This window comes from Nonomuraea sp. NPDC003707, assembly GCF_053587055.1.
This window is the reverse complement of the sequence record NZ_JBSFNK010000048.1, coordinates 51,768-73,350: the sequence shown is the minus strand read 5'-3', so window position 1 is coordinate 73,350 and position 21,583 is coordinate 51,768. Positions and strand designations below refer to the sequence as shown.

Below are 21,583 nucleotides of genomic sequence, written 5' to 3'. Positions count from 1 at the left end.
GCCGCTCCAGGAGGTCGACGATGGCTTCACCTCTTGCCCGCTCACGTCCGGTCCTGTCGATCGGCGCCGCCCTCGTGCTCGCCTGCTGCGGGTGCACGCGCGCCCCCGGAGCGGTGAGCGCCGACGCCGGGAAGGTGGTGGTCGCGTGCGGCGCCACCGAGGAGTGGTGCGCGGCGATGACCTCCGTCTTCACCTCCGAGACGGGGATCCCGGCGGAGTTCGTCCGCCTGTCCAGCGGTGAGGCCCTCGCCCGGATCAAGGCGGGGCGGGCCGATCCGGAGTTCGACGTCTGGCACGGCGGCCCGGCCGACGGGTACGCCGCGGCGGCCGACGACGGCCTCCTGCAGGACTACGTCTCGCCGAACGCGGCCGCCATCCCCGACCGATACAAGGACTCCGACGGCACCTGGACCGGCGTGTACGTGGGTGTGCTCGGCTTCTGCGACAACACCCAGGTCCTCGCCGAGAAGCACGTGCGGGCGCCCACCTCGTGGGAGGACCTGCTGGACCCGGCGCTCAGGCAGAACGTCGGCATCGCGCACCCCTCCACGTCCGGCACCGCGTACACGGCGCTGTGGACGCAGGTGGAGCTGCACGGGGGCGCCGACGACGGGGCGCTGGCGTACATGAGGCGGCTGCACCCGAACGTGCTGCAGTACAGCAAGTCCGGCGCGGCGCCCGCGCAGCAGGCCGCCAGGGGCGAGGTCGGCGTGGGCGTCGTGTTCTCCCACGACTGCGTGGCCACGCGGGAGCAGGGCTTCACCGACCTGCAGGTCACGTTCCCGGCCGAGGGGACGGGCTACGAGGTGGGCGGCGTGGCGCTGCTCAAGGGGGCGCACAACGTGGCCGGCGCGAAGAAGTACATCGACTGGGCGCTGACGCCGGGGGCGCAGGAGGTCGGGCCGACCGTCCACTCGTACCAGGCGCCGACCAATCCGGCCGCGAAGCGGTCGGACAAGACCGCCGACCTGGCCGCGCTGAAGCTCATCGACTACGACAGCTCCGCCGCGGGCGCCCGCAAGCTCCACCTGACCCGGCGCTTCGACGCCGAGATCGCGAAGGCCCCCAGATGAGCCCACTCGCCGACTCCCCGCACGCGCGGCACTCGCGGGCGCGGCGCAGGCGGCACCGCGAGACCAGCGTCGCGCTGGCGATCGCCGCCTGCGTCGTCCTCGTCCTCGTCGGCAGCGTCTTCCCGCTCGGCACGGTGCTCGCCTCGGCGCTGTCGGCCGAGGCGTGGCCGCGCTATGCCCGGTTCTTCACCTCGCCGGTCGACCTGCGGATCCTCTGGAACACGCTCGTCCTCGGCGTGCTGGTCGGCCTGTGCGGCACGGCGATCGGCTTCCTGTTCGCCTTCGTGCAGACCCGGCTGGACGTGCCGGGCAAGCGGCTGCTGCACCTCGTCGCGCTGATGCCGGTGGTGAGCCCGCCGTTCGCGGTGGCCACGGCCACGATCGTGCTGTTCGGCCGGCGCGGGATGGTGACGCACGACCTGCTGGGCGTCGAGTACGACGTCTACGGGCTGGACGGGCTGGTGTTCGTCCAGTCGCTGTCGCTGTTCCCCGTCGCCTACCTGGGGCTGCTCGGCATGATGCGCGGCCTCGATCCGGCCATGGAGGAGGCCGCGATGACCATGGGCGCGTCCCGGTGGCGCGTCTTCAGGACCGTCATGCTGCCGCTGCTCGCGCCGGGGCTGGCGGCGCCGTTCCTGCTGCTGTTCGTGGAGGCCGTCGCGGACCTGGCCAACCCGCTCGTCGTGAGCGGCGACTACACGGTGCTGGCCAGCCGTGCCTACCTGGCCGTGACCGGCGAGTACGACACCACGGGCGCGGCCGTCTACAGCCTGATCCTGCTGGTGCCGTCCGTGGGCGTGTTCGTGGCGCAGCGGTACTGGCTGGGCCGCAAGGTCCGCACCACGATCACCGGCAGGCCGTCCGGCAGCGTGCACCCGGTCACGAGCTGGGTGCGCTGGCCCGTCCTCGCCCTGGCGGTGCTGGTCGCGCTGGTCATCGTCAGCCTCTACGGCACCATGGTGGCCGGCGGGGTCACGCGGGTGTTCGGCGTGGACAACGCGCTCACGTTCACGCACCTGCGCGAGGTGCTGCTCGGCGTGGGCCAGGAGGCGCTGAAGGACACGACCCTGCTGGCGGCGATCGCCACCCCGGTCGCCGGGGGGTTCGGGCTGCTCATCGCCTGGCTCGCGGTGCGGCAGCTGGCGCGGACGGGCGGCTGGCTGGACTTCGCCGGGACGCTCGGCGTGGCCGTGCCGGGTACGGTGCTCGGCATCGGCTACGTGCTGGCCTACCGGCCCGCCCGGTACGTCGGCGACCTGCTGGTCCTGCCCGGCTTGGTGGGCGGCAGCGCGGTGGCGGGCGGGGCGCTGGCGATCGTGCTGGCGTACGTCGTCCGTTCCGTCCCGGCCGGGCTGCGTACGGGCACGGCGGCGCTGTCGCAACTGCACCCGAGCCTGGAGGAGGCGTCGAGGAACCTCGGCGCCGGCCCGCTGCGGACCTTCCGCAAGGTCACGCTGCCGCTGATCCGCCCGGCGCTGCTCACCGGACTCAGCTACGGCTTCGCGCGCTGCATGACCTCCGTCTCGACGATCATCCTGCTCGTCACCCCGGGCACGCACATCATCACCTCGCAGATCCTCAGCGCCGCCAACACCGGCCGCTACGGGGTCGCGTTCGCCTACTGCACGGTGCTGACCGCGATCGTGCTGGCCGGCTTCGGGGTCATCCGGCTGCTCGTCGGGCGCTCCGCGACACTCCACCGCTCCCCCGGAAGGCAGGAACGATGACGGACGAGACCCGCAGGGGGCGCCTCCACCTGGACAAACTGACCAAGGCGTTCCTGGGCCGCGCCGGCGCCCCCGTCGTCGCGGTCGACACGATCACGCTCGACGTGGCGCCCGGCGAGTTCATCACGCTGCTCGGGCCCTCCGGCTGCGGCAAAACCACGACGCTGCGCATCGTGGCCGGGCTGGAGGAGGCGTCGAGCGGGCACGTGCGGCTGGACGGCGAGGTCATCGACGGGCTGCCGCCGCAGCGCCGCCCGATGGCCATGGTGTTCCAGAGCTACGCTCTGTTCCCGCACCTCACCGTGGGCGAGAACATCGCCTACGGCCTGCGTACCCAGCACCGGGCCAAGGACGAGACCGACACCGCCCTCCAGATCGCCCTCACCAGCATGAACCTCGTCGGCCTGGAGAACCGTGCCCCGCACGAGCTGTCCGGCGGCCAGCAGCAGCGCGTCGCCCTGGCCCGCGCGCTCGTCGTCCAGCCCGAGGTGCTGCTGTTCGACGAGCCGCTGTCGAACCTGGACGCCAAGCTGCGCGGCGCCATGCGCGCCGAGATCCGCCGCATCCAGCGCCGGCTCGGCATCACCAGCCTGTACGTCACCCACGACCAGGACGAGGCGATGACCATGTCGGACCGCGTCGTGGTGATGAACAGGGGCCGGATCGAGCAGGCGGCCACCCCCGCCGACATCTACTTCCGGCCGGCGACCGTGTTCGTGGCGGACTTCATCGGCCGGGCCAACTTCGTCGAGGTCGTGCCCGAGCGGATGGCCGCGGGCGGCGCGGTCGTCACGGCCCTGGGGCGGACCATGACGGTGGCGGCCCACCCCGACGTGCAGGTGAACGCCGCCGCCTACCTCATGGTCCGGCCGGAGACGCTGTCGCTCCGCCCGGCCGCCGAGGGCGGGACCGGCTCGGTGCTGCGGGCCGCCTTCCACGGGCACAGCGTGGACTACGAGGTGGAGACCGCCTCGGGCACCCTGCTGGTGACCGTGCCGGGGCCGGATCCGCAGGGCCTGCTGGCCGAGGGCACGAACGTGACCGTCGCGATCGACCCCGGCCGCGCCTATGTCCTCACCAAGTCATGACAGGTCGGGCAGCCCTAGGTCGAGGTTGGGCCGGTCGATCCCGCCGTCCACTTCGAGCACCTTGCCCGTCACGTACCGGGCGGCCGGGGAGACCAGGTAGAGCACGGCGGCCGCCACGTCCTCCGGTTCGCCGATCCGCCGCAGCGGCGTGGCCTGCTCCATCTGGGCGCGCAGGCCCTCGTCGTTCATGACGATGTCGAGCGCGGAGGTGGCGACCGCGCCGACGGCGACCGCGTTGACCCGGACGGCGGGGGCCAGGTCGAGCGCGGCCAGCCGGGTGTAGTGCGCCAGGGCCGCCTTGGCGGTGCCGTAGGCCAGGTAACCGCGGCCCGCCACGCGGCCCACGGCGGAGGAGACGTTCACGACCGCGCCGCCGCCTTCCTTCAGCAGGTGCGGGACGGCGGCCCTGGTCAGCTCGTGCGCCACGCCGACGTTGAACTGGAACGCGTTCTCGAGATGCTTCCGTTTCGTGTCGAGGAAGGCGCGGGGCATCGCACCGCCCACGTTGTTGACGACCACGTCCAGGCGGCCGAACGCGGCCGCGGCCCGCTCCGCGAGCTCCTCCGCGGCGCCCGGGAGCGTCAGGTCGGCGGGGACGACCAGGACCCGTCTCCCAGCCTGTTTCACCTGCTCGGCGATGGCGTGGAGCTGGTCCTCTGTGCGGGCGCAGATCGCGACGTCGGCGCCGGCCTGGGCGAGGGCGACGGCGGTGGCCGCGCCGATGCCCCGGCCCGCGCCGGTGACCACGGCCGCGGCGCCGCCGATCTGGAAGCGGTCCAGGATCATGCGCTCAGCCTAAGGATGAACTGCAACCCGTTTCAATACGGCATCTCGCTGCGGCTCGCGACCGCCGCCGCCACCCTCGTCTCGGTCCGTACGACCGACCTCCCCCTCACCGGCCGGCCACCGCCCGCCCGCCGCGGCGCGGTGGGGCGGCGCGGTGGAGAGGAAGGGTGGGTGGCCCGCGGTTGAGCGGGGGCGGGCCACCCGAGGGCCGGGGTCAGACCTCCAGTTTCTCCTCGATGCCCCGGAGCTGGTGCCGGGACATGGCCAGGTTGGCGCGCCCACGGTCGAGCGCCAGGTAAAGGAACAGCCCCTTCCCCCCGCGCCCCGTGATCGGCCGGATGATGTGGTACTGGCCGCTGAGCGTGATGAGGATGTCCTCGATGCTGTCCTTGAGACCGAGCGAGTCCATCGTGCGGAGCTTGGCCTTGACCACCTCCGTGTTGCCCGCGGCGGCGACCTGCAGGTCCAGGTCCTTGGAGCCGCCGAGGGTGCCCAGCGCCATGCCGCTCCCATGATCGACGATCGCCGCTCCGAGGGCGCCGTCGATCGTCATCATCTCCTTGAGCGAGACGTCCATGCTGGCCATTGTTCTCTCCCTTTCTGCCAGGGGACGGTTCAGTGCCTACGTGCTGCGACGGCGGCCACTCCGGCGGCCGTCTTCCTGCCCTCCAGCCGCAGCAGCCCGACGTTCGCGCCGGGCTTGGCCAGGACTGTGAGGACGATGGTGGGGCCGGCGGCGTAGAAGGCCACGAAGCCGGCGGTGCCCGAGATGAGCGTTTCCTCAAGAGCGCCGTGGCCGGTCATGGTCAGCATCCGCCTGCTCATCGCGAGCAGCGCCGCCGACAGCGCCGCGGTCTGCTCGCCGCGGTCTCCTTCGAGGTCGCAGGCGATCTGTATGCCATCCACGGTGCAGGCGACGCTTCCGCTCACGTCCGGTGTGCGCTCGCGCAGGAGCGTCATTTCCTCCAGAACCTCTTTCCGCAGCTCCACCGGTGGCCTCCTCCTGAGTACGGGGAACCTCACGCCAGCTCCTCGAGCGCCTTCTTGAGCCGCATCAGCAGCGCCAGATCGGTCGGGTCTCCCGTCACGGGCGGGCCGAGCGGCTGGGCCACCGCCCCGGGATCGTGGGGCGGCCGCTCGTAGGGGTGCCGCGCCCGCTTCGGCAGCCAGGCTCCAGGCGCTTCACCACCGTCGGCGACCTCATCGGGCTCGGCGGCCTCGGCGGTCCCGGCGGGCTCGGCATGCCTGGGCCGCTTGTCGGCGGGAGCGGCCCGGCCCGGGTCGGGTGGGGTGAGCAGGCCCGCGGCCGCCAGCCTCCTGACCGCCAGCAGCACCGCGTAGCCCGATCGCCCGAGCTGCTTGGCCAGCTCCAGCGGCGTGGCCTTGTGGTCGGCGCCGACGATCACCTCCCACTGGACCCGGGTCAGCGTCACCCCGTGCCCGGGCAACCACGGCACCGGCCGTACCGGCAGCGTGTCCACCTCCGCGGACGGCCAGATGTCGGCGAGGTGCGCCCGCCGCCGCGCGCACTCCCGCACCAGCCCCGCCACCTCGAAGAACCACTGCCCGCCCAGCCAGTGCCGCTCCCCCGGCCGGAACTTGGGCCGCGTCCCGCTGATCGGCAGCAGGAAGAAGGCCGCGTCCAGAACCGCGCCCAGCACCGCGAACTGCAGCTCGCCGGGCGTGAGCGGCCCCTCCTCCAGGAGCCGCGCGCAGCCGCCGTCCGCCTGGAGCCCGCGCAGCGCCGCCTCCGTCATCCGACCTCGGGCCGTGAGCAGGCGCTCGACGCCCGGGGTCTGGGCGCACTCCATGTACGTCACTCGCCCGTCGTGGAGGAAGATCGTGCCGTTCCTCCCGAGCCGGAGCGCGCCCGTCGAACGCTCGTGCGCCAGCCCGGCCAGGAGTGCGTCGAGCCTGGTCATGACTCACGTCGTCAGCTGGCTGGAGACCGACCGCAGGCGGTGGCGCGCCAGGGCCAGGTTGGATCGTTCCAGGTCAAGGCGTACGTAGATGACCAGCGGCCCCTCGAAGACCGTCTCCAGCGGCCTGAGCAGATGGTGCCCCTTGTCCGTCGTGACGAGCATGTCGTCGATGCGGACGACCTCGCCCGGGCACGCGCGGGCGAGGCCGTCGGTCGTGGCCCGCAGCGCCTCGGTCAACGCGGCGGCCGACCGGTCGGCGTCCACGCCCGAGGCACTGCTGAAGGCCACCGCCATGCCGCTGGTGTGGTCGAGCAGCATGGCGTCCAGCGCCCCCGGTATGGACATGACCTCCGCCAGGCAGGTGTCGATTCCGAGCACGTGATCCCCCTCGCCGTAAGTGGAACGGGGACAGCGTAGGGGGGTTATGAATCGCGTTGAAGTGGCGCAAAATCCTGCGGTTACGCTTTTATGTGGCCAAGGCGCAGAAAACCAATACCCACGCGCACAGTTCTGATATTTATGAATATTTCTCGCTCAGGTGGCCCCGGGCCGTGACCGACACGGCGGCGAACTTCGCCCGGCCTCGGTGTCATATGCCGGGCGTCGTCCGCGGCGGACATCCTCACCCAAGCCGTTATATGGTGTGTTTAATCATACTTTTGTGGGGTTGTCGATGGTCGAAAGCGCCCGGCCGGGCGGCCTGCACGCGCAGCTCGTTGACGCGCTCGGACGCCGGATCGCCCACGGTGACTTCCCCGTGGGCGGCATCGTCTCCCCCGAGCGCGTCGAGTCCGAGTACGAGGTGTCCCGGACGGTCGTACGCGAGGCGCTGCGCTCGCTGGAGGTGCTCGGCATGGTCCGCCCGCGCCACAAGGTCGGCACCACCGTCCAGCCCCAGGAGAGCTGGGCGCTGCTCAACCCGCAGGTCATCGCCTGGCGGGCGGACGGCCCCGACGCCGACACCCAGCTCGGCGAGCTGCTGACGCTGCGGGAGGCCCTGGAGCCCGCCGCCGCCAGGATCGCAGCGCTGGGCGCCCGGCAGGCCCTCGTGGACACGCTCCGCGAGCACCTCCGGGACATGCGGGACGCCTACGAAAGACGCAGCCGCTCCGCGTTCGTGTCGGCCGACACCGGCTTCCACCGCACGGTCCTGCGGGGCGCGGACAACGCGGTCCTGAGCCAGCTCGTGCAGACCCTCATCGCCACCCTGCACGCCCGCTACTCCGACCGCCACCAGTTCTTCACCGCCGACACCGCCGCCTCGCTGGACCGGCACGAACAGGTCGTCGAGGCCATCGCGGCCATGGACCCGGCGGCGGCGGAGGCCGCGGCCGCGTCGCTCGTCCGCGCGTCACGCGTCGAGGTTCTCGGATCCGCACCTGCAAGGGAGAGTTGACGTGCCCCTCCAGACCGCTCCAGGCGTTCCGGCGTTCGACCTGACAGGCAGGCTCGCCCTGGTCACCGGCTCGGGTCGCGGCATCGGGCATGCCATCGCGCGCGGCTACGCGCTGTCGGGGGCGCGCGTCGTGCTGAACGGCCGCGACCCGGCGCGCCTCGAGGCGGCGGCCGCGGCCCTGCGCGAGGAGCTCGCGCCCGGCCGTCCGCCCGGCGACGTGCAGGTCCACGCTTTCGACGTCAGCGACCCGGCGCAGGTCGAGCAGGCCTGCGAGGCCGTCGTCACCGCGTACGGCTGCCCGGACATCCTCGTCAACAACGCCGGCGTGCAGATCCGCGGCCCCCTGACCGAGATCCCGGTCGACGACTGGAAACGCGTGGTCGACGTCAACCTCACCAGCGGCTTCCTCGTCGGCCGCGCCTTCGCGCGCCACATGCTCCCGCGGGGCAGCGGGAAGATCATCAACATCTGCTCGGTCCAGAACCACCTGGTACGCGCCACCACCGCTCCCTACGCGGCCGCGAAGAGCGGGCTCGGCGGGCTCACCAGGGCGATGTGCGCCGAATGGGCGTCCGCCGGCATCCAGGTCAACGGCCTGGCCCCCGGCTACATCGACACCGACCTGAACGCGTCCCTGGTCGCCGACCCCGACTTCAGCCGCTGGATCACGCGGCGCACCCCCGCGGCGCGCTGGGGCCGCGTCGAGGACGTCGTCGGCCCCGCGATCTGGCTCGCCTCACCGGCGTCCGACTTCGTCAACGGCCAGGTCATCTACGTCGACGGCGGAATGACGGCGGTGATCTGAATGGACGCGAAGGCCCTCGTCGTCACCGGCCCCGGGCACCTGACGGTCGAGACCCGGACCACCCCGGCGCCGCGACCGCACGAAGCCGTCGTCACGGTCGTCTACGGCGGCATCTGCGGCTCCGACCTGCACTACTACAGGAGTGGGCGGGTGGGCGAGTCCGTCCTGCGCTCCCCGATGGTCCTGGGGCACGAGGTGGTCGGGGTCGTCGCCGAGCCCGCCGCCGACGGCTCGGGGCCGTCGGCGGGCGGCCGCGTCGCCGTGCACCCCGCCCAGGTGTGCGGCCGCTGCGGCCACTGCCTGCGCGACGAGCAGAACCTCTGCGCGGAGCTGCGCTATCTCGGCAGCGCCGCCCGGCTGCCGCACACGGACGGCGGGTTCGCCGAGCGCCTCGTCGTGCCCGCGAGCCGCCTCGTGCCGATCCCCGACGGGCTCGACCTGCGGACGGCGGCGCTGGCCGAGCCCGCCTCGGTGGCGCTCCACGGCCTGCGCCGGCCGGGCTCCGGCGTCGAGGGCCGCGACGTGCTGGTGACCGGCGCGGGACCCATCGGCCTGCTCTGCGCCGCCCTGGCCGCCTGCGCGGGGGCGGCCAGGGTCACGGCGACCGACGTGTTCGGCGAACCCCTCCGGCTGGCGCTCCAGGTGGGCGCGACCCACGTCGTCCGCGCGGACCTCGGCGAGCCGATCCCCGCCGCCGACGTCGCGATCGAGTCCTCCGGCTCCCAGGCCGGGCTCGTCTCCGCCCTGGAGGCGCTGCGCCCCGGCGGAACCCTCGTCAACGTGGGGCACCTGCCCCCGGACGGGGTCACCGCGCCGCTGCACCTCGCGGTCACCCGCGAGCTGACCCTGATGGGGTCGAGCCGCTTCTACCACGAGATGCCGGCCGCGTTGTCGATCATGAGCGGGGACGCCGGGCGGTTCGCACCCATTGTCACGTCCGTCTTCGGGCTCGGCGCGGCGGTGGCGGCGTTCGAGGAGGCGGCCGACGCCCGGCGGTCGAGCAAGGTCCTGCTCGCGTTCAGCTGAACCCCGGTGCCGCCCCGGCCGTACCTCCTGTCGACTGTCGGGTCGGGATGGGCGGGCGATGGCGAACGGCACCAAACACGGCGAGGCGGTGGACGGGCGGACCGGCGACGACCCGCGGCGGATCGGTGGCCACCGCATCGTGCGCCGGCTCGGCTCCGGCGGGATGGGCGTCGTCTACCTCGCGAAGAGCCGTTCGCGGCGGCTCGTGGCGATCAAGGTCATCCACCGGCACCTCGCCGGCGACCCGGAGTTCCGGCGGCGCTTCCGCCGCGAGGTCGCGACCATGCAGCGGGTCGCGCCCTTCTCGACGGCTCCCGTGCTCACGGCCGACCTGGACGGCGAGACGGCGTACGTCGTCACCGAGTACGTCCCGGGACCGACGCTGTTCCGCGCGGTCGTCGAGCGGGGCCCGATGTCGGGCTCGGAGCTCGAAGAACTGGCCATGAGCACGGCGGTGGCGCTGTGGGCCATCCACGCGGCCGGCGTCGTCCACCGTGACCTCAAGCCGTCGAACGTGCTGCTGTCCCCCATGGGCCCGAAGGTCATCGACTTCGGCCTCGCCTTCGTCGCCGACTCCACGACCCTCTCCGTCACCAGGATGGGCACTCCGGCGTACATGTCGCCCGAGCAGGTGCGCGGGCTGGCGTCGCCGGCCTCCGACGTCTTCGCCTGGGGCGGTGTCATGGCCTTTGCCGCGAGCGGGCGGCCGCCGTTCGGCTCGGGGGCAGGTCACGACGTGCTCTACCGCGTGGTCCACGAGGAGCCCGTGCTCCCCGAGCTGGGCGGCGTGGTCGGCCGGCTGGTGGCGCGGGCGCTGAGCAAGGACCCGGCGGCCCGCCCGACGGCCGCCGAGCTCGTGGACGCGCTGGGCGGGGGCGCGACGATCCGCCTCTCGCCCGACCTCGTCCCGGTCGGACCCCCTCCACGACGCCGGGCGAGCGGCCGGTTCCCGTACGAACCCGGGGTGCCGAGCCCGGCCGCCACCGCCTCGGGCCGGCGCCACGCCGTCCCCGAGCAAGGTCACGCCGCCGCGGAGAAGGGCCGCACCACGCCGGACCGGAGCCACGCCGCCCCGGCGCACAGGGGCCGGCGACGGGGAGCGTCCAGGCGCTGGGCGTGGGCCGGCGGCGCGGTGGCGGCGCTCGCCGTGGCGACGGCGGGCGCGTACCTGCTCCCCAGCCTGTTCCCCGGCCTGCCCGCCGTGACCCCGGCGGTGAACCCCGCCGTCGCGAAGGAGGCGGGCACGCTGTGGCGGAAGCTCCCCGGCGAGAACCCGCTGCGCGCGGACGGCGTGCGGTTCTACGTGCAGCCGGACACCGACGCGGCCCGGCAGTCCCGGACCTGGTCGGCGCAGGGCAGGACGGCCGACGCCGCCCTCATGCGGGCGCTGTCGCAGGTCCCCCAGGCGATCTGGCTCGCCGGCGGCTCCCCCGCCGACGTCTCCCGCACCGCACGCGAGGCGGTCGCCCAGGCCGAACGCCGGCAGACCGTCCCGGTGTTCGTCACCAACAACATCCCGGGACGTGACTGCTGGAACGGCGGCGCTCCCGACACCGCGGGCTACCGGGCGTGGATCGACGCGGTGGCCGAGGGCATCGGGAACCGGCCCGCGGTCGTCGCCCTGGAGCCCAGCGGCCTGGCGCGGATGCCCGGCAGCCCCGAGTGCCCGCAGGGCGGGGAGTCCGCCGCCGTCCAGCGGTACGCCGATCTCACCTACGCCGTGGAGACCCTGACCGGCCTGGCCCGCACCGCCGTCTACCTCGACGGCGGGCTGGCGGGCTGGCCCGCGTTCACGCAGATCGCCGACCGGCTGGTCAACGCGGGGGCGGTGCGCGCCGACGGCTTCTACGTCAACGCTGTCGGCTACCGGCCGACCGCGCGATCGCTCACGTACGCCGCGAAGCTGTCCAGGTGCGTCTATCTGAGGGCGGCGTCGCGGAGCGCCTCGTGCGCCGACGCGGCCCTGGCCGCCGTGCCGGACGACGCGCCCGGCCTGCCGCACTTCGTCGTCGACACGAGCCGGAACGGGGCCGGCGAGTGGCAACCGCCCGCCGGGCGCTTCCCGGTTCCGGACGAATGGTGCAATCCCCCCGGCAGAGGTGCGGGCGCCCGGCCGTCCGTCGGCACCGGGAAGCCGCTGGCCGACGCGTTCCTCTGGCTCAACAGCCCGGGTTTCTCCAACGGCCAGTGCACCCGGGGCACCCCGGGACCGGCCGACCCGGTGTACGGCGTCGTCACCCCGGCCTCCGGCCAGTGGTGGCCCGATCAGGCCCTCGAACGGGCGCGCAACGCCGTCCCGCCACTCACGCCGGCCCCCTGAACCCGGCTCATCCGCCTTCCACCGCGTACTTCACCAATGTGGTGAGCACCTCCTTGACCGACGCGCGGTCGCGGACGTCGCACAGCACGATCGGGATGCGCTCGTTCAGCGCGAGCGCCCGCCGCACCTTGGCCGGGTCGTGGCGGCGGGCCCCCTCGAAGCAGTTCACGCCGACCACGAACGGAACGCCGCGCTGCTCGAAGTAGTCCACCGCGGGGAAGCAGTCGCCCAGGCGGCGCGTGTCGGCGAGCACCACGGCGCCGAGCGCGCCGAGGGCCAGTTCGTCCCACATGAACCAGAAGCGGTCCTGCCCGGGGGTGCCGAACAGGTACAGCCACAGCCCGTCGCGGATGGTGATGCGGCCGAAGTCGAGCGCGACCGTGGTGGTGGTCTTGGACTCCACGCCCGAGGTGTCGTCCACCCCGATGCCCCGCTCGCTCAGCAGTTCCTCGGTGTGCAACGGCCGGATCTCGCTGATGGTGCCGACCAAGGTGGTCTTGCCGACGCCGAAGCCGCCCGCGATGAGGATCTTGATGGCCAAGGCCGAGGCGACGGCGGTCGTCCCCGACTCAGAGGCTGCGTAGTCCATGCAGCACTTCCCTGTAGATGCGTTCGTCGATCGTCTGCGCCGCGGGGCGCGGGCGCTCGATGGTGACAAAGCCCTCTCGCCGCACATCGCTCAGGATCACCCGGGTGATGTTGAGCGGCAGCCTGAGGTGCGCCGCGACGTCGGCCACCGGCGTGGGCTTCTGGCACAGCGACAGCACGGCGCGATGCTCCGGGAGCAGCTCCGCGGGCTCGTAGGTGCCGGCGACCGTCGTGACGATGGCCACCAGATCGAACGCCTCGCCCTGCGGGCGCGCCCGGCCCCCGGTCAGCCCGAAGAGCCGGAGCAGCGGCCCGGGATCCTCCCCGGTCACTGTCTCGCGCCGTTCCAGGCGGGTGCCGGTGCCGCTCCCCTCGGCTGCGCGGAGAGGTGCTCGCCGACCCGCTTGACCATGAGCGCCATCTCGTACGTGACCATGCCCAGCTCGGCGTCGCCCGTGGCGAGCACGGCCAGCCGGGCGCCCTGGCCGGCCGCGGTGACGAACAGGAAGCCGTCCTCCATCTCGATGATCGTCTGCCGTACGCCTCCCATGCCGAAGTGCCGCCCGGCGCCCATGGCCAGGCTGTGGCTGCCGGCGGAGATGGCGGACAGGTGCTCGGCGTCCTCACGGGTCAGGTTCCGGGAGCCGCCCATGGCCAGCCCGTCGGCGGACAGCACGATGGCGTGCCGGATGCCGGGGACGCGCTGGGTGAGGTCGTCCAGCAGCCAGCTCAGTTCACTTCTGGGGTCGGGCATCGGGATGGTCGTCCTTTCGGTTCCACACGTCCGGTCCCTGCTCCGCCTGGCGACGGCCTTGCTGCCAGCCGCGTTGCATGGACGACATGAGTTGTGCGAGCTCCTCCGGCGAGCGCGCCGAGGTGCTGCGCCGGTCCGCGCGTCTGGCGGAACGGAGCTGGGGAGCCAGGCTGGCCTGCGGTACCCGCATCGGCAGCCCGTCGAGGTCTTCGTCCGCGTCCTCGGCCGGCACGGTGACGCTCCAGTCGGCGGGCGGGCCGGGCGGGGTGGCGGGGCCGGGGACCGGCGTCGGAATCCGGATCGGTCCAGTGGCGGGCCCGCTGTCCGGTTCCTCCGCGAGCCCGTCCACGAACCCGTCCGCGGGTCCGCTCGCGAGCCCATCCGCAGGTCCGCCCGCGAGTCCGTTCGCGAGTCCGTTCGTGGACCCGTTGGGAGAGGCGTCCGTGAGCCCGTTCGCGGAGCCGTTCACAGGTCCACTCACTGGCCCGGCCTGGATGATCGGGGTCGGCGCGGGCCCGGCCTCGAACCAGGTCCCGCGCTCCGGGGCGCGGGCGGGCGCGTCCGGCCCGAGGGGCGGGAAGGGCTCAGGGGCGATGGCCACCCCGCGGGGCCGGGGCTCGGCGGGCCCGGTGCCGAGCGCGCGCATGGGCCTGGCTATGTGCGCGGGGACGCGGTCCGTGACGGGCGCGACGACGACCGGGGGCTGGAGGTTGACGAGCAGGGAGGCCGGCAGCAGCACGATCGCGGTGGTCCCGTCGTACGGCGAGCGGCGCAGCGAGACCTTGATCCCGTGCCGGCCCGCGAGCCTGGACACCACGAACAGGCCGAGCCGGTCGCTGTCGGCCAGGTCGAACTCCGGCGGGTCGGCCAGCCGGGAGTTGAGCTCGTCGAGGGTGGACTGGTTCAGCCCCAGGCCCCGGTCCTCCACCTCCAGCGCGAAGCCGTTGGCCGCGGTCATGCTGCGGATGTGCACGGTCGTGTCGGGCGGGGAGAAGACGGTGGCGTTCTCCACCAGCTCGGCGACCAGGTGGATCACGTCGGTGACGGCGGGGCCGACCAGCAGCGGGGCGTTCGGCATCGGTACGACGGTGACGCGGGTGTAGTCCTCGACCTCCAGCCCCGCCGCGCGTACGACGTCGAACAGCGGCACCGGGTCGCGCCAGCGCCGCGCGGGGGCGGAGTCGGACAGGATGATCAGGTTCTCGGCGTGCCGCCGCATGCGGGTGGTCAGGTGGTCGAGCTTGAACAGGTCCTCCAGGACCTCCGGCTCCTCGACCCGGCGTTCCATGGTGTCGAGCAGCGTGAGCTGGCGGTGGAGCAGCGCCTGGTTGCGCCGGGCCAGGTTGAGGAAGACCAGGCCGACGCCCTTGCGCAAGGTCGCCTGGCCCACCGCCGCCTCGACCGCCGTACGGCGTACGGCGGAGAAGGCGTGCACCACCCGGTCGACCTCGGCGGTGTCGGCGCGGTCGAGGCCGGGGGCCTCGGTGGCCGGGTCCACGTCGTCGCCGCGGCGCAGCCGCTCGACCAGCCGGGGCAGCCGCCGCTCGGCCAGCTCCACGGCCGACTCCTGCAGCCGGCTGAGCTCGGTGATCAGCGAGCGGCCGAACCGGTACGACAGCGCCACCGACGCCACCACCGCGAACAGCCCCAGGAGCAGGACCAGGCCGATCCGCCAGTACGCACCGGACTTCTGGGACTGCGCCTCCTCCGCGGTGCGGGTCAGCTCCGTCTGCGTGTCGCGGCTGATCGCGCCGAAGATGGCGTCGGCGTCCCGCTTCCACACGGTGGGGTCCACGGGCGGCGCGCCGCCGCTGGTGTCCCAGCCGAACAGCAGGTCCTCCGCGTCCACCAGCCGCTTGAACGACGCGCTGGTGACCAGCCGGTCGTAGTTCGCCCGCAGTTCGGGGCCGACGTCGCGCTCGGCGTTGGCGAAGACGAGCCGGCGGCTGGTCATCGCGGAGACGAACGACGCCCGGTCCCTGGGGGTCATCTTGTGGTGCACGATCGTGGTGGTGAGCACGGCGTGCTCACGGGCCAGATATTCGGCCGCGGCGCTGTAGGCCGCCATGCCGCGCACCGCCTGGTAGGACGAGACGTCGCTGAGCGCGTCGCGGTCGCTGAACTGCCCGTTGGCGACGCTGATCAGGTTGTTGTACGCCTCGATGATGGTCAGCGGCGGGGCCAGCACGCCGCCGTCGGCCGAATCGCGCAGCGACTGCAGCCCGTCGAGCGCCTGCAGCAGCGCCTGCACCTGGGCCGGGGTCTCCCCGTCCGCCGCCCCGACGTCGAGGGCGCTGATCACCTCGCGCAGGCGCTTGGCCTTGCCGTCGGTGATCCGGCGCTGCTCGGCCAGCGGCTCGTACGAGCCGGTGCCGCGGACCGCCTCCGCCGAGAGCTGGCGCTCCCGCTGTAACTCGACGATCAGCTGCAGCACCGGCGACCCGATGCCCTCCCAGCGGTCCTGCGCCTGGGAGACGGTGACGATCTCCTCAACGCTGGAGTAGGCGATGAACCCCCACAGGGCGACCATCGAGACCAGCGGAAGCAGGAGAATCCTGAGCAGCTTGGTACGGATCGGCGGGGGCGAACTCATCTATCATGTCCAATTCCGCGCACCGGATGATGCGCCGCCGGGCAGTCGCGAACCGGCACTACCCCGAGAATGTCCGCCACGACTGGCACGCCTGTGGTGCGTCCACTATGCCGATGGGCCAGATGTACTTCAAGGTACGGATGCGAAGAAACATCACGAATGGCGGGTTGACTCTTTGTCAGCACACGGTTCGTGACCGTAACGGCCGCCATCTCACCCAGAGTGACGATCTTGGGACTCCGGATGACAGGGGTGGGTACCCACCCCGGCCGCGGCCATCCCCCAGAAAATGTAAATAAGTCCGCAAATAGCCTTTCTAGGCTTTTGCAGAGGCGGCGCTACAATTAAGGCGGAAAGGAAGGGGGAGGCTCATGGGAAATGTCGTGGACTATATCGTGACCGAGTCGCTGGATCGCGCGACCCAGCACCTGACCCAGGCCGAACTCGACCGGCTGGGCGAGCTGCTGTCCGCCACGACCGGCGATGGCAGAAGGTAGGCCGCGTCGATTTCCGAAATCCCCGCGACGGGCGGGGCGGCCGTTCTGCGCGGCGGAACGAGCGGTGCCGCTGGACGAGGCCGGGAGGCGGGCGTCCGCGGCACTGACCGCGCTCGGCCTGCGGGCGGAGCTCGTGGACGCGGGCGACGGCCGCGACCCGACCGCCTGGTGGTGCCGCCTGCTCGGCGGCGCGGGGGACCTCTCGCCGGTCGCGTGCGGGATGGGCAAAGGACGCCCGGACGAGGCCCGCGTAGGCGCCCTGTTCGAGGCCGTCGAGCACTACCTCACCGGCCCCGCCGGGTTCGACCCCGCCGCCGTACGGCCCGTCGCGCCCGCCGCCCTCGCCACGGGCCCGCTGCGCGGGGACGCCTGCGCGCTGCTGCTGACCGGGACGCCCGGCCGGCGGATGGCCTGCCTGCGCTATCGCCTCCTCGACGGGCCACCCCTCCCCCACAGGCGCGTCGACGCGCTGGTGCCGCTGTTCCTGTCGGCCCCCTGGTACGCCGAGACCGGCGCCGCGCCGCTGCGCGAGCTGGCCGGGGACGACTGCGACTACGCCGACCTGATGCGCTACAGCTGCAACAGCGGCTCGGCCGTCGGCATCACCGCCGCCGAGGCGCTGCTGCACGCCCTCAACGAGGCCGTGGAGCGGGACGCCCTGTCGCTGCTCCTCGTACGCGCCTTCCTGGGCGGGGACGGCTTCCGGCTCAGACTGATCGACCCGGGGACGCTTCCGCACGGCCTCGCGCGGGCCTACGCGACGGCGGAGGAGCTGACCGGGTCACCGGTGCACCTGCTGGACATCACCAGCGACCTCGGCGTGCCGACGATGCTGGCGTACACGGCTCCGGCCGACCGCCGTCCGCACCGGCGCGGCGGCGGCACCTCGCTGGACCCGGCGTACGCCGCCTGGCGGGCGCTCACGGAGCTCGTCCAGGCCACGCTCGGCGAGGGCCTGCCGCACTCCGGAGCCGTACGCGGCGATCTGGCCGGGCTGGCGGCGCACCCCGCGCTGCACGCGTGCGGGCGCTTCGACCTCACCGACGCCCTGCGAGAGGCGCAGGTGGTCCCCTTTCCGCAGGCCGCCGCGGCTGCCGGGACTCCCGGCGCCCAGCTGCGGAAGGTGGCCGCGATGCTGGCCGCGCGGGGCCACCCGGCCTACCACCGCGTGGTGCGCGTCCTCCCCTGCGGGATCACCGCCGTGCACGTGATCGTGCCGGATCTGGAGCGGTTCATGCTGGTCACCGACGGCAACCTCGTCCTGCCCGGCCGCAGGGGGCTGGCCGTCGCGGCCGGACGGGTTTCCGAAACGCTGCCACAGGATTGGCGGCCCCCATCGATGAGGTGAATGGTTTTTCCGCTTTATCGACCTTGCGTGGAGAATTACCAGCCTCTTTATCCGCACATACTGGATTTATGGGCGCACGATATTGGCAGAATCGCCAGGCCAAGATGTCGGTGGTGCTCGGCGTTCTGCTCCTGGCCCTCGCCACCATGATCCTGACCGTGGCCACCCGATTGCCGAAGGACTGGGGGATCACGGCCGGATCCGCTCAGATCATCGCGGCGGTGACGGGCGCGATAGGGCTGGGCAACGGCCTGGTGCAGTTCCTGACCTGGTGGCGCAAGCGCGGCGCGGCCACCGCCGCCCCCACCTCGGCCGACGTCGCCACCGCCAAGGACGTCCTCTCCGGGCTGGTGACCCAGCAGTGGCGCGACGAGACGGTCCTGCGCTCTCTGTGCGATCCCGAGCCCATGCCGCTGCCCTGGCACTCGACCGAGCGCCGCGAGCTCGCCGACCGTCCCGAGATCATCGCCAAGGGCACCGTGGCCTTCCCCGGCCTGGACGTGCACATCGCGGACATGGCACGTAACTTCCGCGCCCTGCGCTGCCGCCGGCTGGTCATCCTGGGCGGCCCGGGCACCGGGAAGACGACCCTGGCCGTGCAGCTCGTCCTCGAACTGCTGCGCACGCGGGAGCCGGAGGAGCCCGTCCCGGTGCTGCTGTCGGCCGCGCGCTGGGACGACCGCCTCTACGGGCGGCTGCAGGACTGGCTGGCCGCGAGCCTGGCGCTGGACTATCCGGCGCTGCGCGCGGAGGGCCTCGGCACGGACATGCCGGAGACGCTCGTGGCCCGGGGCGAGGTGCTGCCCGTCATCGACGGCCTGGACGAACTGCCCGACACCGCCCGCGCGGACATGCTGACCGCGCTGAACCGGTCGATGTACGAGACCGACCAGCTCATCCTCACCTGCCGTACCGACCAGTTCGCCGAGTCCGTCGAGGAGATCGGCGACGCCCTCACGGCGGCGGCGGTCATCGAGCCACAACCCATGTCCCCCGCCGCATCGGCCGACTACCTGGAGGCGTGCCTGCCGCCGGTGCCCCACTCCGTCTGGCCCCAGGTCCTGGACGAGCTGCGCAAGGGCACCGTCCCCGCATTGTCCGAGGTCACCTCGACGTCTCTGGGGCTCTGGCTGGTCCGCGCCACCTACATCGCGCCGCGGGTGGATCCGACGCCGCTGCTGGCGCTCGGGCGCGGCAGCGCGGCGACGTTGCACGACCATCTGTGCGACCAGCTCATCCCGGCTCTGGTGAGCACGCGTACGCCCGCCGAGGGCCCGCCGCAGCCCTTCCGGCCCCAGCACGCCTGGACGCCGGAGCAGGTCGACCGCTGGCTCACGTACCTGTCCCGCCAGCTCGAGCGCAACGAGGAGGACCCGCGCGACGTCGCGTGGTGGCATCTGGCCCGCTACACCTCCAGCCGCACGGTCCGGTTCGGGGCCGCCGCCGTGATCGGGGTCGTGGTCGGGCTGGCCTTCGGGCTGCTGACGAAGTCGCTCTTCTTCAGCGCGATGGCCGGCCTGTTCTCCGCGCTCGTGGCCGAGACCCTGATCGGCTCCTGGTTCACCGAGTCGCCGGGCCACGCCGACTTCCACCTGCGCGGCAGGCTCGCCGAGCTCCTTCCCGCCCTCCGGGACGGGCTGATCGTCGGAGCCCTGGGGGCCATCGTCGGCTGGCTCATGGCCTACGCGAGCGGGAAGCCGGTCTTCGCCCTGAGATCCTCGGTGCAGATCGGGCTGCTGTCCTTCGTCGGGTTCGTCGCCCTGCTCAGCCTGATCCGCTGGGTCGAGAGCCCCACCGCCGACCTGACGGCCAGATCCCCGCGCTCGACCTGGCAGGCCGACCGGAACCTGACCGCCATCCGGATCATCGGCGGGCTCGTGGTCGGGCTCGCCACCGCGGGTGTCCTGCTGTACTCGGGGATCCCCCCGGACATGTCGATCCTGGTCGGCCTGGTGCTGGGGCTGCTGTTCGGGCTCGTCCTGGGCCGCCACCACGCCTGGCTGGCCTACAAGCTGACGATCCCCCGCCTGGCCACCCGGGGGAGCCTGCCGCTGCGGGCGATGGACTTCCTGGACGACGCCCACCGGCTGGGCCTGCTGCGCACGGAAGGGCCGTACTACCAGTTCCGGCATGTCGAGCTGCAGCAGCACCTCGCGGACGGGCGGCACGTGGCGCCCGTGACCCCGCCCGCCAGGGCTCCTTCGCATAGGGACGGCCCTGGTGGGCAGGACGGACGCACATAGTCGCATCGGGGGCGTCATGACAACTTCAGGAGGCGTCTTCAGACGCAAACCGGTGGAGCTCATCGCCACCGAGCACGAGGGCGAGCTGGCCAGGTCGCTCGGGTTGTGGCAGCTCACCGCCATCGGCGTGGGCGGCATCATCGGCGCGGGCATCTTCGCCCTGGCCGGCGCGGTCGCCAACCAGACCGCGGGGCCGGCCGTGCTCGTCTCGTTCCTCATCGCGGGGATCGCCAGCGCCGCCGCCGCGTTCTCGTACGCCGAGTTCGCGGGCCTGATCCCGAAGGCCGGGTCCGCCTACACCTACGGGTACGCGGTCCTCGGGGAGATCGTCGGCTGGTGCATCGGCTGGGACCTGCTGCTGGAGTACACCGCCATCGTCGCGGTCGTGGCCATCGGCATCTCCGGCTACTTCGGCTTCCTCGTGGAGCAGCTCGGCTTCACGCTGCCCGCGTGGATGCTCGGCGCGCCCGGCACCGGCGCGGGACACGTGGTGGACCTGTTCGCGGCGATCCTGTGCCTGTTCATCGCCTTCCTGCTGAATCTCGGGATCCGCGCCGCGGCCAGGTTCGAGACGTCCGTGGTGGGCATCAAGGTCGCCGTCGTGCTGCTGGTGATCGTGGTCGGCTTCTTCTACATCAACCCGTACAACTACACGCCGTTCTTCCCGTTCGGGGTCGGCGGGGCGATCACCGGCGCCGCCACCGTGTTCTTCGCGGTGTTCGGCTACGACGCGATGAGCACCGCGGCCGAGGAGTCACGGGACGCGCAGCGGCACATGCCGAAGGCGATCATCTACTCGCTGGCCATCTCCATGGTCCTGTACGTGCTGGCCACGCTCGTGCTCACCGGCATGCAGAACTACCGGGAGATCGATCCCGAGAGCGGCTTCTCCTCGGCGTTCGCCTCCGTCGGGCTGCCCGGGCTCGCGTCCCTGATCGCGGCGGGCGCCGTGGTGGGCATCCTCACGGTCATGTTCACGTTCATGCTCGGCGTCACCCGGGTCTGGTTCTCGATGAGCCGGGACGGGCTGCTGCCGCACTGGTTCGCCAAGCTGCACCCGGTGCGCCGGGTGCCCACGCGGGTCACCTGGATCGTGGGCGTCGCGTCGGCGTTGATCGCCGGGTTCCTGCCCATCCGGGAGGCGGCCGAGCTGACGAACATCGGGATCCTGCTGGCGTTCGTGGTCGTGTGCGTGGCTGTGATCGTGCTCCGCTACCGGCAGCCCGACCTGCCGCGCCAGTTCCGCCTGCCGGGGATGCCGGTGGTGCCGGGCGTCGGGGCGCTCTTCTCGATCTGGCTGATCACGTTCCTGAGTCCGGTGACGTGGCTGCGCTTCGCCGTCTGGTTCCTGATCGGGCTGGTCGTCTACTTCGCCTACAGCCGGCGCCACTCGGCGCTCAATTAGCCCGGGCCGGGC

Annotated in this window: 20 protein-coding genes; 11 read left to right on the top strand and 9 right to left on the bottom strand. The window is 72.5% G+C overall.

What is annotated here, in order from left to right; translation table 11 throughout:
• Positions 1-20 precede the first annotated feature (20 nt).
• The 3 genes from ACWDRB_RS59485 to ACWDRB_RS59475 are packed head-to-tail and all read left to right on the top strand — an operon-like array spanning position 21 to position 3,888.
• Entirely contained in the window at positions 21-1,073 is a 1,053-nt protein-coding gene (locus ACWDRB_RS59485; RefSeq protein ID WP_449910454.1) for an ABC transporter substrate-binding protein, read from the top strand.
• Entirely contained in the window at positions 1,070-2,800 is a 1,731-nt protein-coding gene (locus tag ACWDRB_RS59480; protein WP_449910452.1) for an ABC transporter permease, read from the top strand. The genes ACWDRB_RS59485 and ACWDRB_RS59480 overlap by 4 nt, the downstream gene beginning before the upstream one ends.
• A complete protein-coding gene (locus ACWDRB_RS59475) occupies positions 2,797-3,888 on the top strand; it encodes an ABC transporter ATP-binding protein (RefSeq protein ID WP_397371108.1) in 1,092 nt (363 codons plus the stop codon). Before ACWDRB_RS59480 ends, ACWDRB_RS59475 begins: the two co-directional genes overlap by 4 nt.
• On the opposite strand, the gene ACWDRB_RS59470 is transcribed toward ACWDRB_RS59475, so the two are convergent.
• Complete coding sequence (locus ACWDRB_RS59470) at positions 3,883-4,674, bottom strand: SDR family oxidoreductase (RefSeq protein ID WP_449910450.1); 792 nt, start codon at positions 4,672-4,674, stop codon at positions 3,883-3,885. The two genes, ACWDRB_RS59475 and ACWDRB_RS59470, sit on opposite strands and share 6 nt — an antisense overlap.
• A 15-nt stretch (positions 4,675-4,689) precedes the next feature.
• Between ACWDRB_RS59470 and ACWDRB_RS59465 the strand changes: the two genes are divergently transcribed.
• Positions 4,690-4,860 (top strand): hypothetical protein, encoded by a 171-nt coding sequence (locus ACWDRB_RS59465; RefSeq protein ID WP_449910448.1) that lies wholly within the window; start codon positions 4,690-4,692, stop codon positions 4,858-4,860.
• A 28-nt stretch (positions 4,861-4,888) separates the two neighbouring features.
• Here the strand turns inward: ACWDRB_RS59465 and ACWDRB_RS59460 are convergent, their stop codons facing one another.
• Genes ACWDRB_RS59460 through ACWDRB_RS59445 form a run of 4 tightly spaced genes read right to left on the bottom strand, consistent with a single transcriptional unit; the run spans position 4,889 to position 6,974 of the window.
• Positions 4,889-5,260, bottom strand: coding sequence for a hypothetical protein (locus ACWDRB_RS59460; protein WP_364257247.1), 372 nt, complete (start codon positions 5,258-5,260; stop codon positions 4,889-4,891).
• Positions 5,261-5,289: 29 nt separating this feature from the next.
• Complete coding sequence (locus ACWDRB_RS59455; RefSeq protein ID WP_350741003.1) at positions 5,290-5,664, bottom strand: roadblock/LC7 domain-containing protein; 375 nt, start codon at positions 5,662-5,664, stop codon at positions 5,290-5,292.
• A 29-nt stretch (positions 5,665-5,693) separates the two neighbouring features.
• Positions 5,694-6,596, bottom strand: coding sequence for a hypothetical protein (locus ACWDRB_RS59450; protein WP_449910447.1), 903 nt, complete (start codon positions 6,594-6,596; stop codon positions 5,694-5,696).
• A 3-nt stretch (positions 6,597-6,599) separates the two neighbouring features.
• Positions 6,600-6,974 carry a roadblock/LC7 domain-containing protein gene (locus ACWDRB_RS59445; RefSeq protein ID WP_319719198.1) on the bottom strand — a complete coding sequence of 125 codons (375 nt, stop codon included), beginning with the start codon at positions 6,972-6,974 and terminating at the stop codon, positions 6,600-6,602.
• A 295-nt stretch (positions 6,975-7,269) separates the two neighbouring features.
• On the opposite strand from ACWDRB_RS59445, the gene ACWDRB_RS59440 reads away from it, so the two are divergent.
• From ACWDRB_RS59440 to ACWDRB_RS59425, 4 genes are read left to right on the top strand one after another with little or no spacing between them, the layout of a single operon-like run.
• Entirely contained in the window at positions 7,270-7,992 is a 723-nt protein-coding gene (locus ACWDRB_RS59440) for a FadR/GntR family transcriptional regulator (RefSeq protein WP_449910467.1), read from the top strand.
• Between the two features lies 1 nt (position 7,993).
• Positions 7,994-8,797, top strand: coding sequence for an SDR family oxidoreductase (locus ACWDRB_RS59435; protein ID WP_449910445.1), 804 nt, complete (start codon positions 7,994-7,996; stop codon positions 8,795-8,797).
• Positions 8,798-9,823, top strand: a complete 1,026-nt coding sequence (locus ACWDRB_RS59430; RefSeq protein WP_449910443.1) for an alcohol dehydrogenase catalytic domain-containing protein — start codon at positions 8,798-8,800, stop codon at positions 9,821-9,823.
• A gap of 58 nt (positions 9,824-9,881) precedes the next feature.
• A complete protein-coding gene (locus ACWDRB_RS59425) occupies positions 9,882-12,143 on the top strand; it encodes a glycoside hydrolase family 6 protein (RefSeq protein ID WP_449910441.1) in 2,262 nt (753 codons plus the stop codon).
• Positions 12,144-12,150: 7 nt separating this feature from the next.
• On the opposite strand, the gene ACWDRB_RS59420 is transcribed toward ACWDRB_RS59425, so the two are convergent.
• The 4 genes from ACWDRB_RS59420 to ACWDRB_RS59405 are packed head-to-tail and all read right to left on the bottom strand — an operon-like array spanning position 12,151 to position 16,078.
• Positions 12,151-12,732, bottom strand: coding sequence for a GTP-binding protein (locus ACWDRB_RS59420; RefSeq protein ID WP_449910439.1), 582 nt, complete (start codon positions 12,730-12,732; stop codon positions 12,151-12,153).
• A complete protein-coding gene (locus ACWDRB_RS59415; RefSeq protein ID WP_449910437.1) occupies positions 12,713-13,063 on the bottom strand; it encodes a DUF742 domain-containing protein in 351 nt (116 codons plus the stop codon). Before ACWDRB_RS59415 ends, ACWDRB_RS59420 begins: the two co-directional genes overlap by 20 nt.
• Positions 13,060-13,485 (bottom strand): roadblock/LC7 domain-containing protein, encoded by a 426-nt coding sequence (locus tag ACWDRB_RS59410; protein ID WP_185072493.1) that lies wholly within the window; start codon positions 13,483-13,485, stop codon positions 13,060-13,062. Before ACWDRB_RS59410 ends, ACWDRB_RS59415 begins: the two co-directional genes overlap by 4 nt.
• Positions 13,466-16,078, bottom strand: coding sequence for a nitrate- and nitrite sensing domain-containing protein (locus ACWDRB_RS59405; RefSeq protein ID WP_449910435.1), 2,613 nt, complete (start codon positions 16,076-16,078; stop codon positions 13,466-13,468). Before ACWDRB_RS59405 ends, ACWDRB_RS59410 begins: the two co-directional genes overlap by 20 nt.
• 561 nt (positions 16,079-16,639) lie before the next feature.
• On the opposite strand from ACWDRB_RS59405, the gene ACWDRB_RS59400 reads away from it, so the two are divergent.
• The 3 genes from ACWDRB_RS59400 (at position 16,640) to ACWDRB_RS59390 (ending at position 21,571) form a co-directional block, all read left to right on the top strand.
• Positions 16,640-17,923, top strand: coding sequence for a YcaO-like family protein (locus ACWDRB_RS59400; protein WP_449910433.1), 1,284 nt, complete (start codon positions 16,640-16,642; stop codon positions 17,921-17,923).
• Between the two features lie 68 nt (positions 17,924-17,991).
• Positions 17,992-20,166 carry an NACHT domain-containing protein gene (locus tag ACWDRB_RS59395; protein WP_449910431.1) on the top strand — a complete coding sequence of 725 codons (2,175 nt, stop codon included), beginning with the start codon at positions 17,992-17,994 and terminating at the stop codon, positions 20,164-20,166.
• 16 nt (positions 20,167-20,182) lie between these two features.
• Positions 20,183-21,571 (top strand): amino acid permease, encoded by a 1,389-nt coding sequence (locus tag ACWDRB_RS59390; RefSeq protein ID WP_449910429.1) that lies wholly within the window; start codon positions 20,183-20,185, stop codon positions 21,569-21,571.
• The last annotated feature ends 12 nt before the right edge of the window (positions 21,572-21,583 follow it).

Coding starts and splice junctions, on each gene's coding strand:
- ACWDRB_RS59485 (WP_449910454.1), top strand. CDS start 21: ATGGCTTCACCTCTTGCCCGCTCACGTCCGGTCCTGTCGATCGGCGCC.
- ACWDRB_RS59480 (WP_449910452.1), top strand. CDS start 1,070: ATGAGCCCACTCGCCGACTCCCCGCACGCGCGGCACTCGCGGGCGCGG.
- ACWDRB_RS59475 (WP_397371108.1), top strand. CDS start 2,797: ATGACGGACGAGACCCGCAGGGGGCGCCTCCACCTGGACAAACTGACC.
- ACWDRB_RS59470 (WP_449910450.1), bottom strand. CDS start 4,674: ATGATCCTGGACCGCTTCCAGATCGGCGGCGCCGCGGCCGTGGTCACC.
- ACWDRB_RS59465 (WP_449910448.1), top strand. CDS start 4,690: ATGAACTGCAACCCGTTTCAATACGGCATCTCGCTGCGGCTCGCGACC.
- ACWDRB_RS59460 (WP_364257247.1), bottom strand. CDS start 5,260: ATGGCCAGCATGGACGTCTCGCTCAAGGAGATGATGACGATCGACGGC.
- ACWDRB_RS59450 (WP_449910447.1), bottom strand. CDS start 6,596: ATGACCAGGCTCGACGCACTCCTGGCCGGGCTGGCGCACGAGCGTTCG.
- ACWDRB_RS59440 (WP_449910467.1), top strand. CDS start 7,270: ATGGTCGAAAGCGCCCGGCCGGGCGGCCTGCACGCGCAGCTCGTTGAC.
- ACWDRB_RS59430 (WP_449910443.1), top strand. CDS start 8,798: ATGGACGCGAAGGCCCTCGTCGTCACCGGCCCCGGGCACCTGACGGTC.
- ACWDRB_RS59425 (WP_449910441.1), top strand. CDS start 9,882: ATGGCGAACGGCACCAAACACGGCGAGGCGGTGGACGGGCGGACCGGC.
- ACWDRB_RS59420 (WP_449910439.1), bottom strand. CDS start 12,732: ATGGACTACGCAGCCTCTGAGTCGGGGACGACCGCCGTCGCCTCGGCC.
- ACWDRB_RS59410 (WP_185072493.1), bottom strand. CDS start 13,485: ATGCCCGACCCCAGAAGTGAACTGAGCTGGCTGCTGGACGACCTCACC.
- ACWDRB_RS59405 (WP_449910435.1), bottom strand. CDS start 16,078: ATGAGTTCGCCCCCGCCGATCCGTACCAAGCTGCTCAGGATTCTCCTG.
- ACWDRB_RS59395 (WP_449910431.1), top strand. CDS start 17,992: ATGGGCGCACGATATTGGCAGAATCGCCAGGCCAAGATGTCGGTGGTG.
- ACWDRB_RS59390 (WP_449910429.1), top strand. CDS start 20,183: ATGACAACTTCAGGAGGCGTCTTCAGACGCAAACCGGTGGAGCTCATC.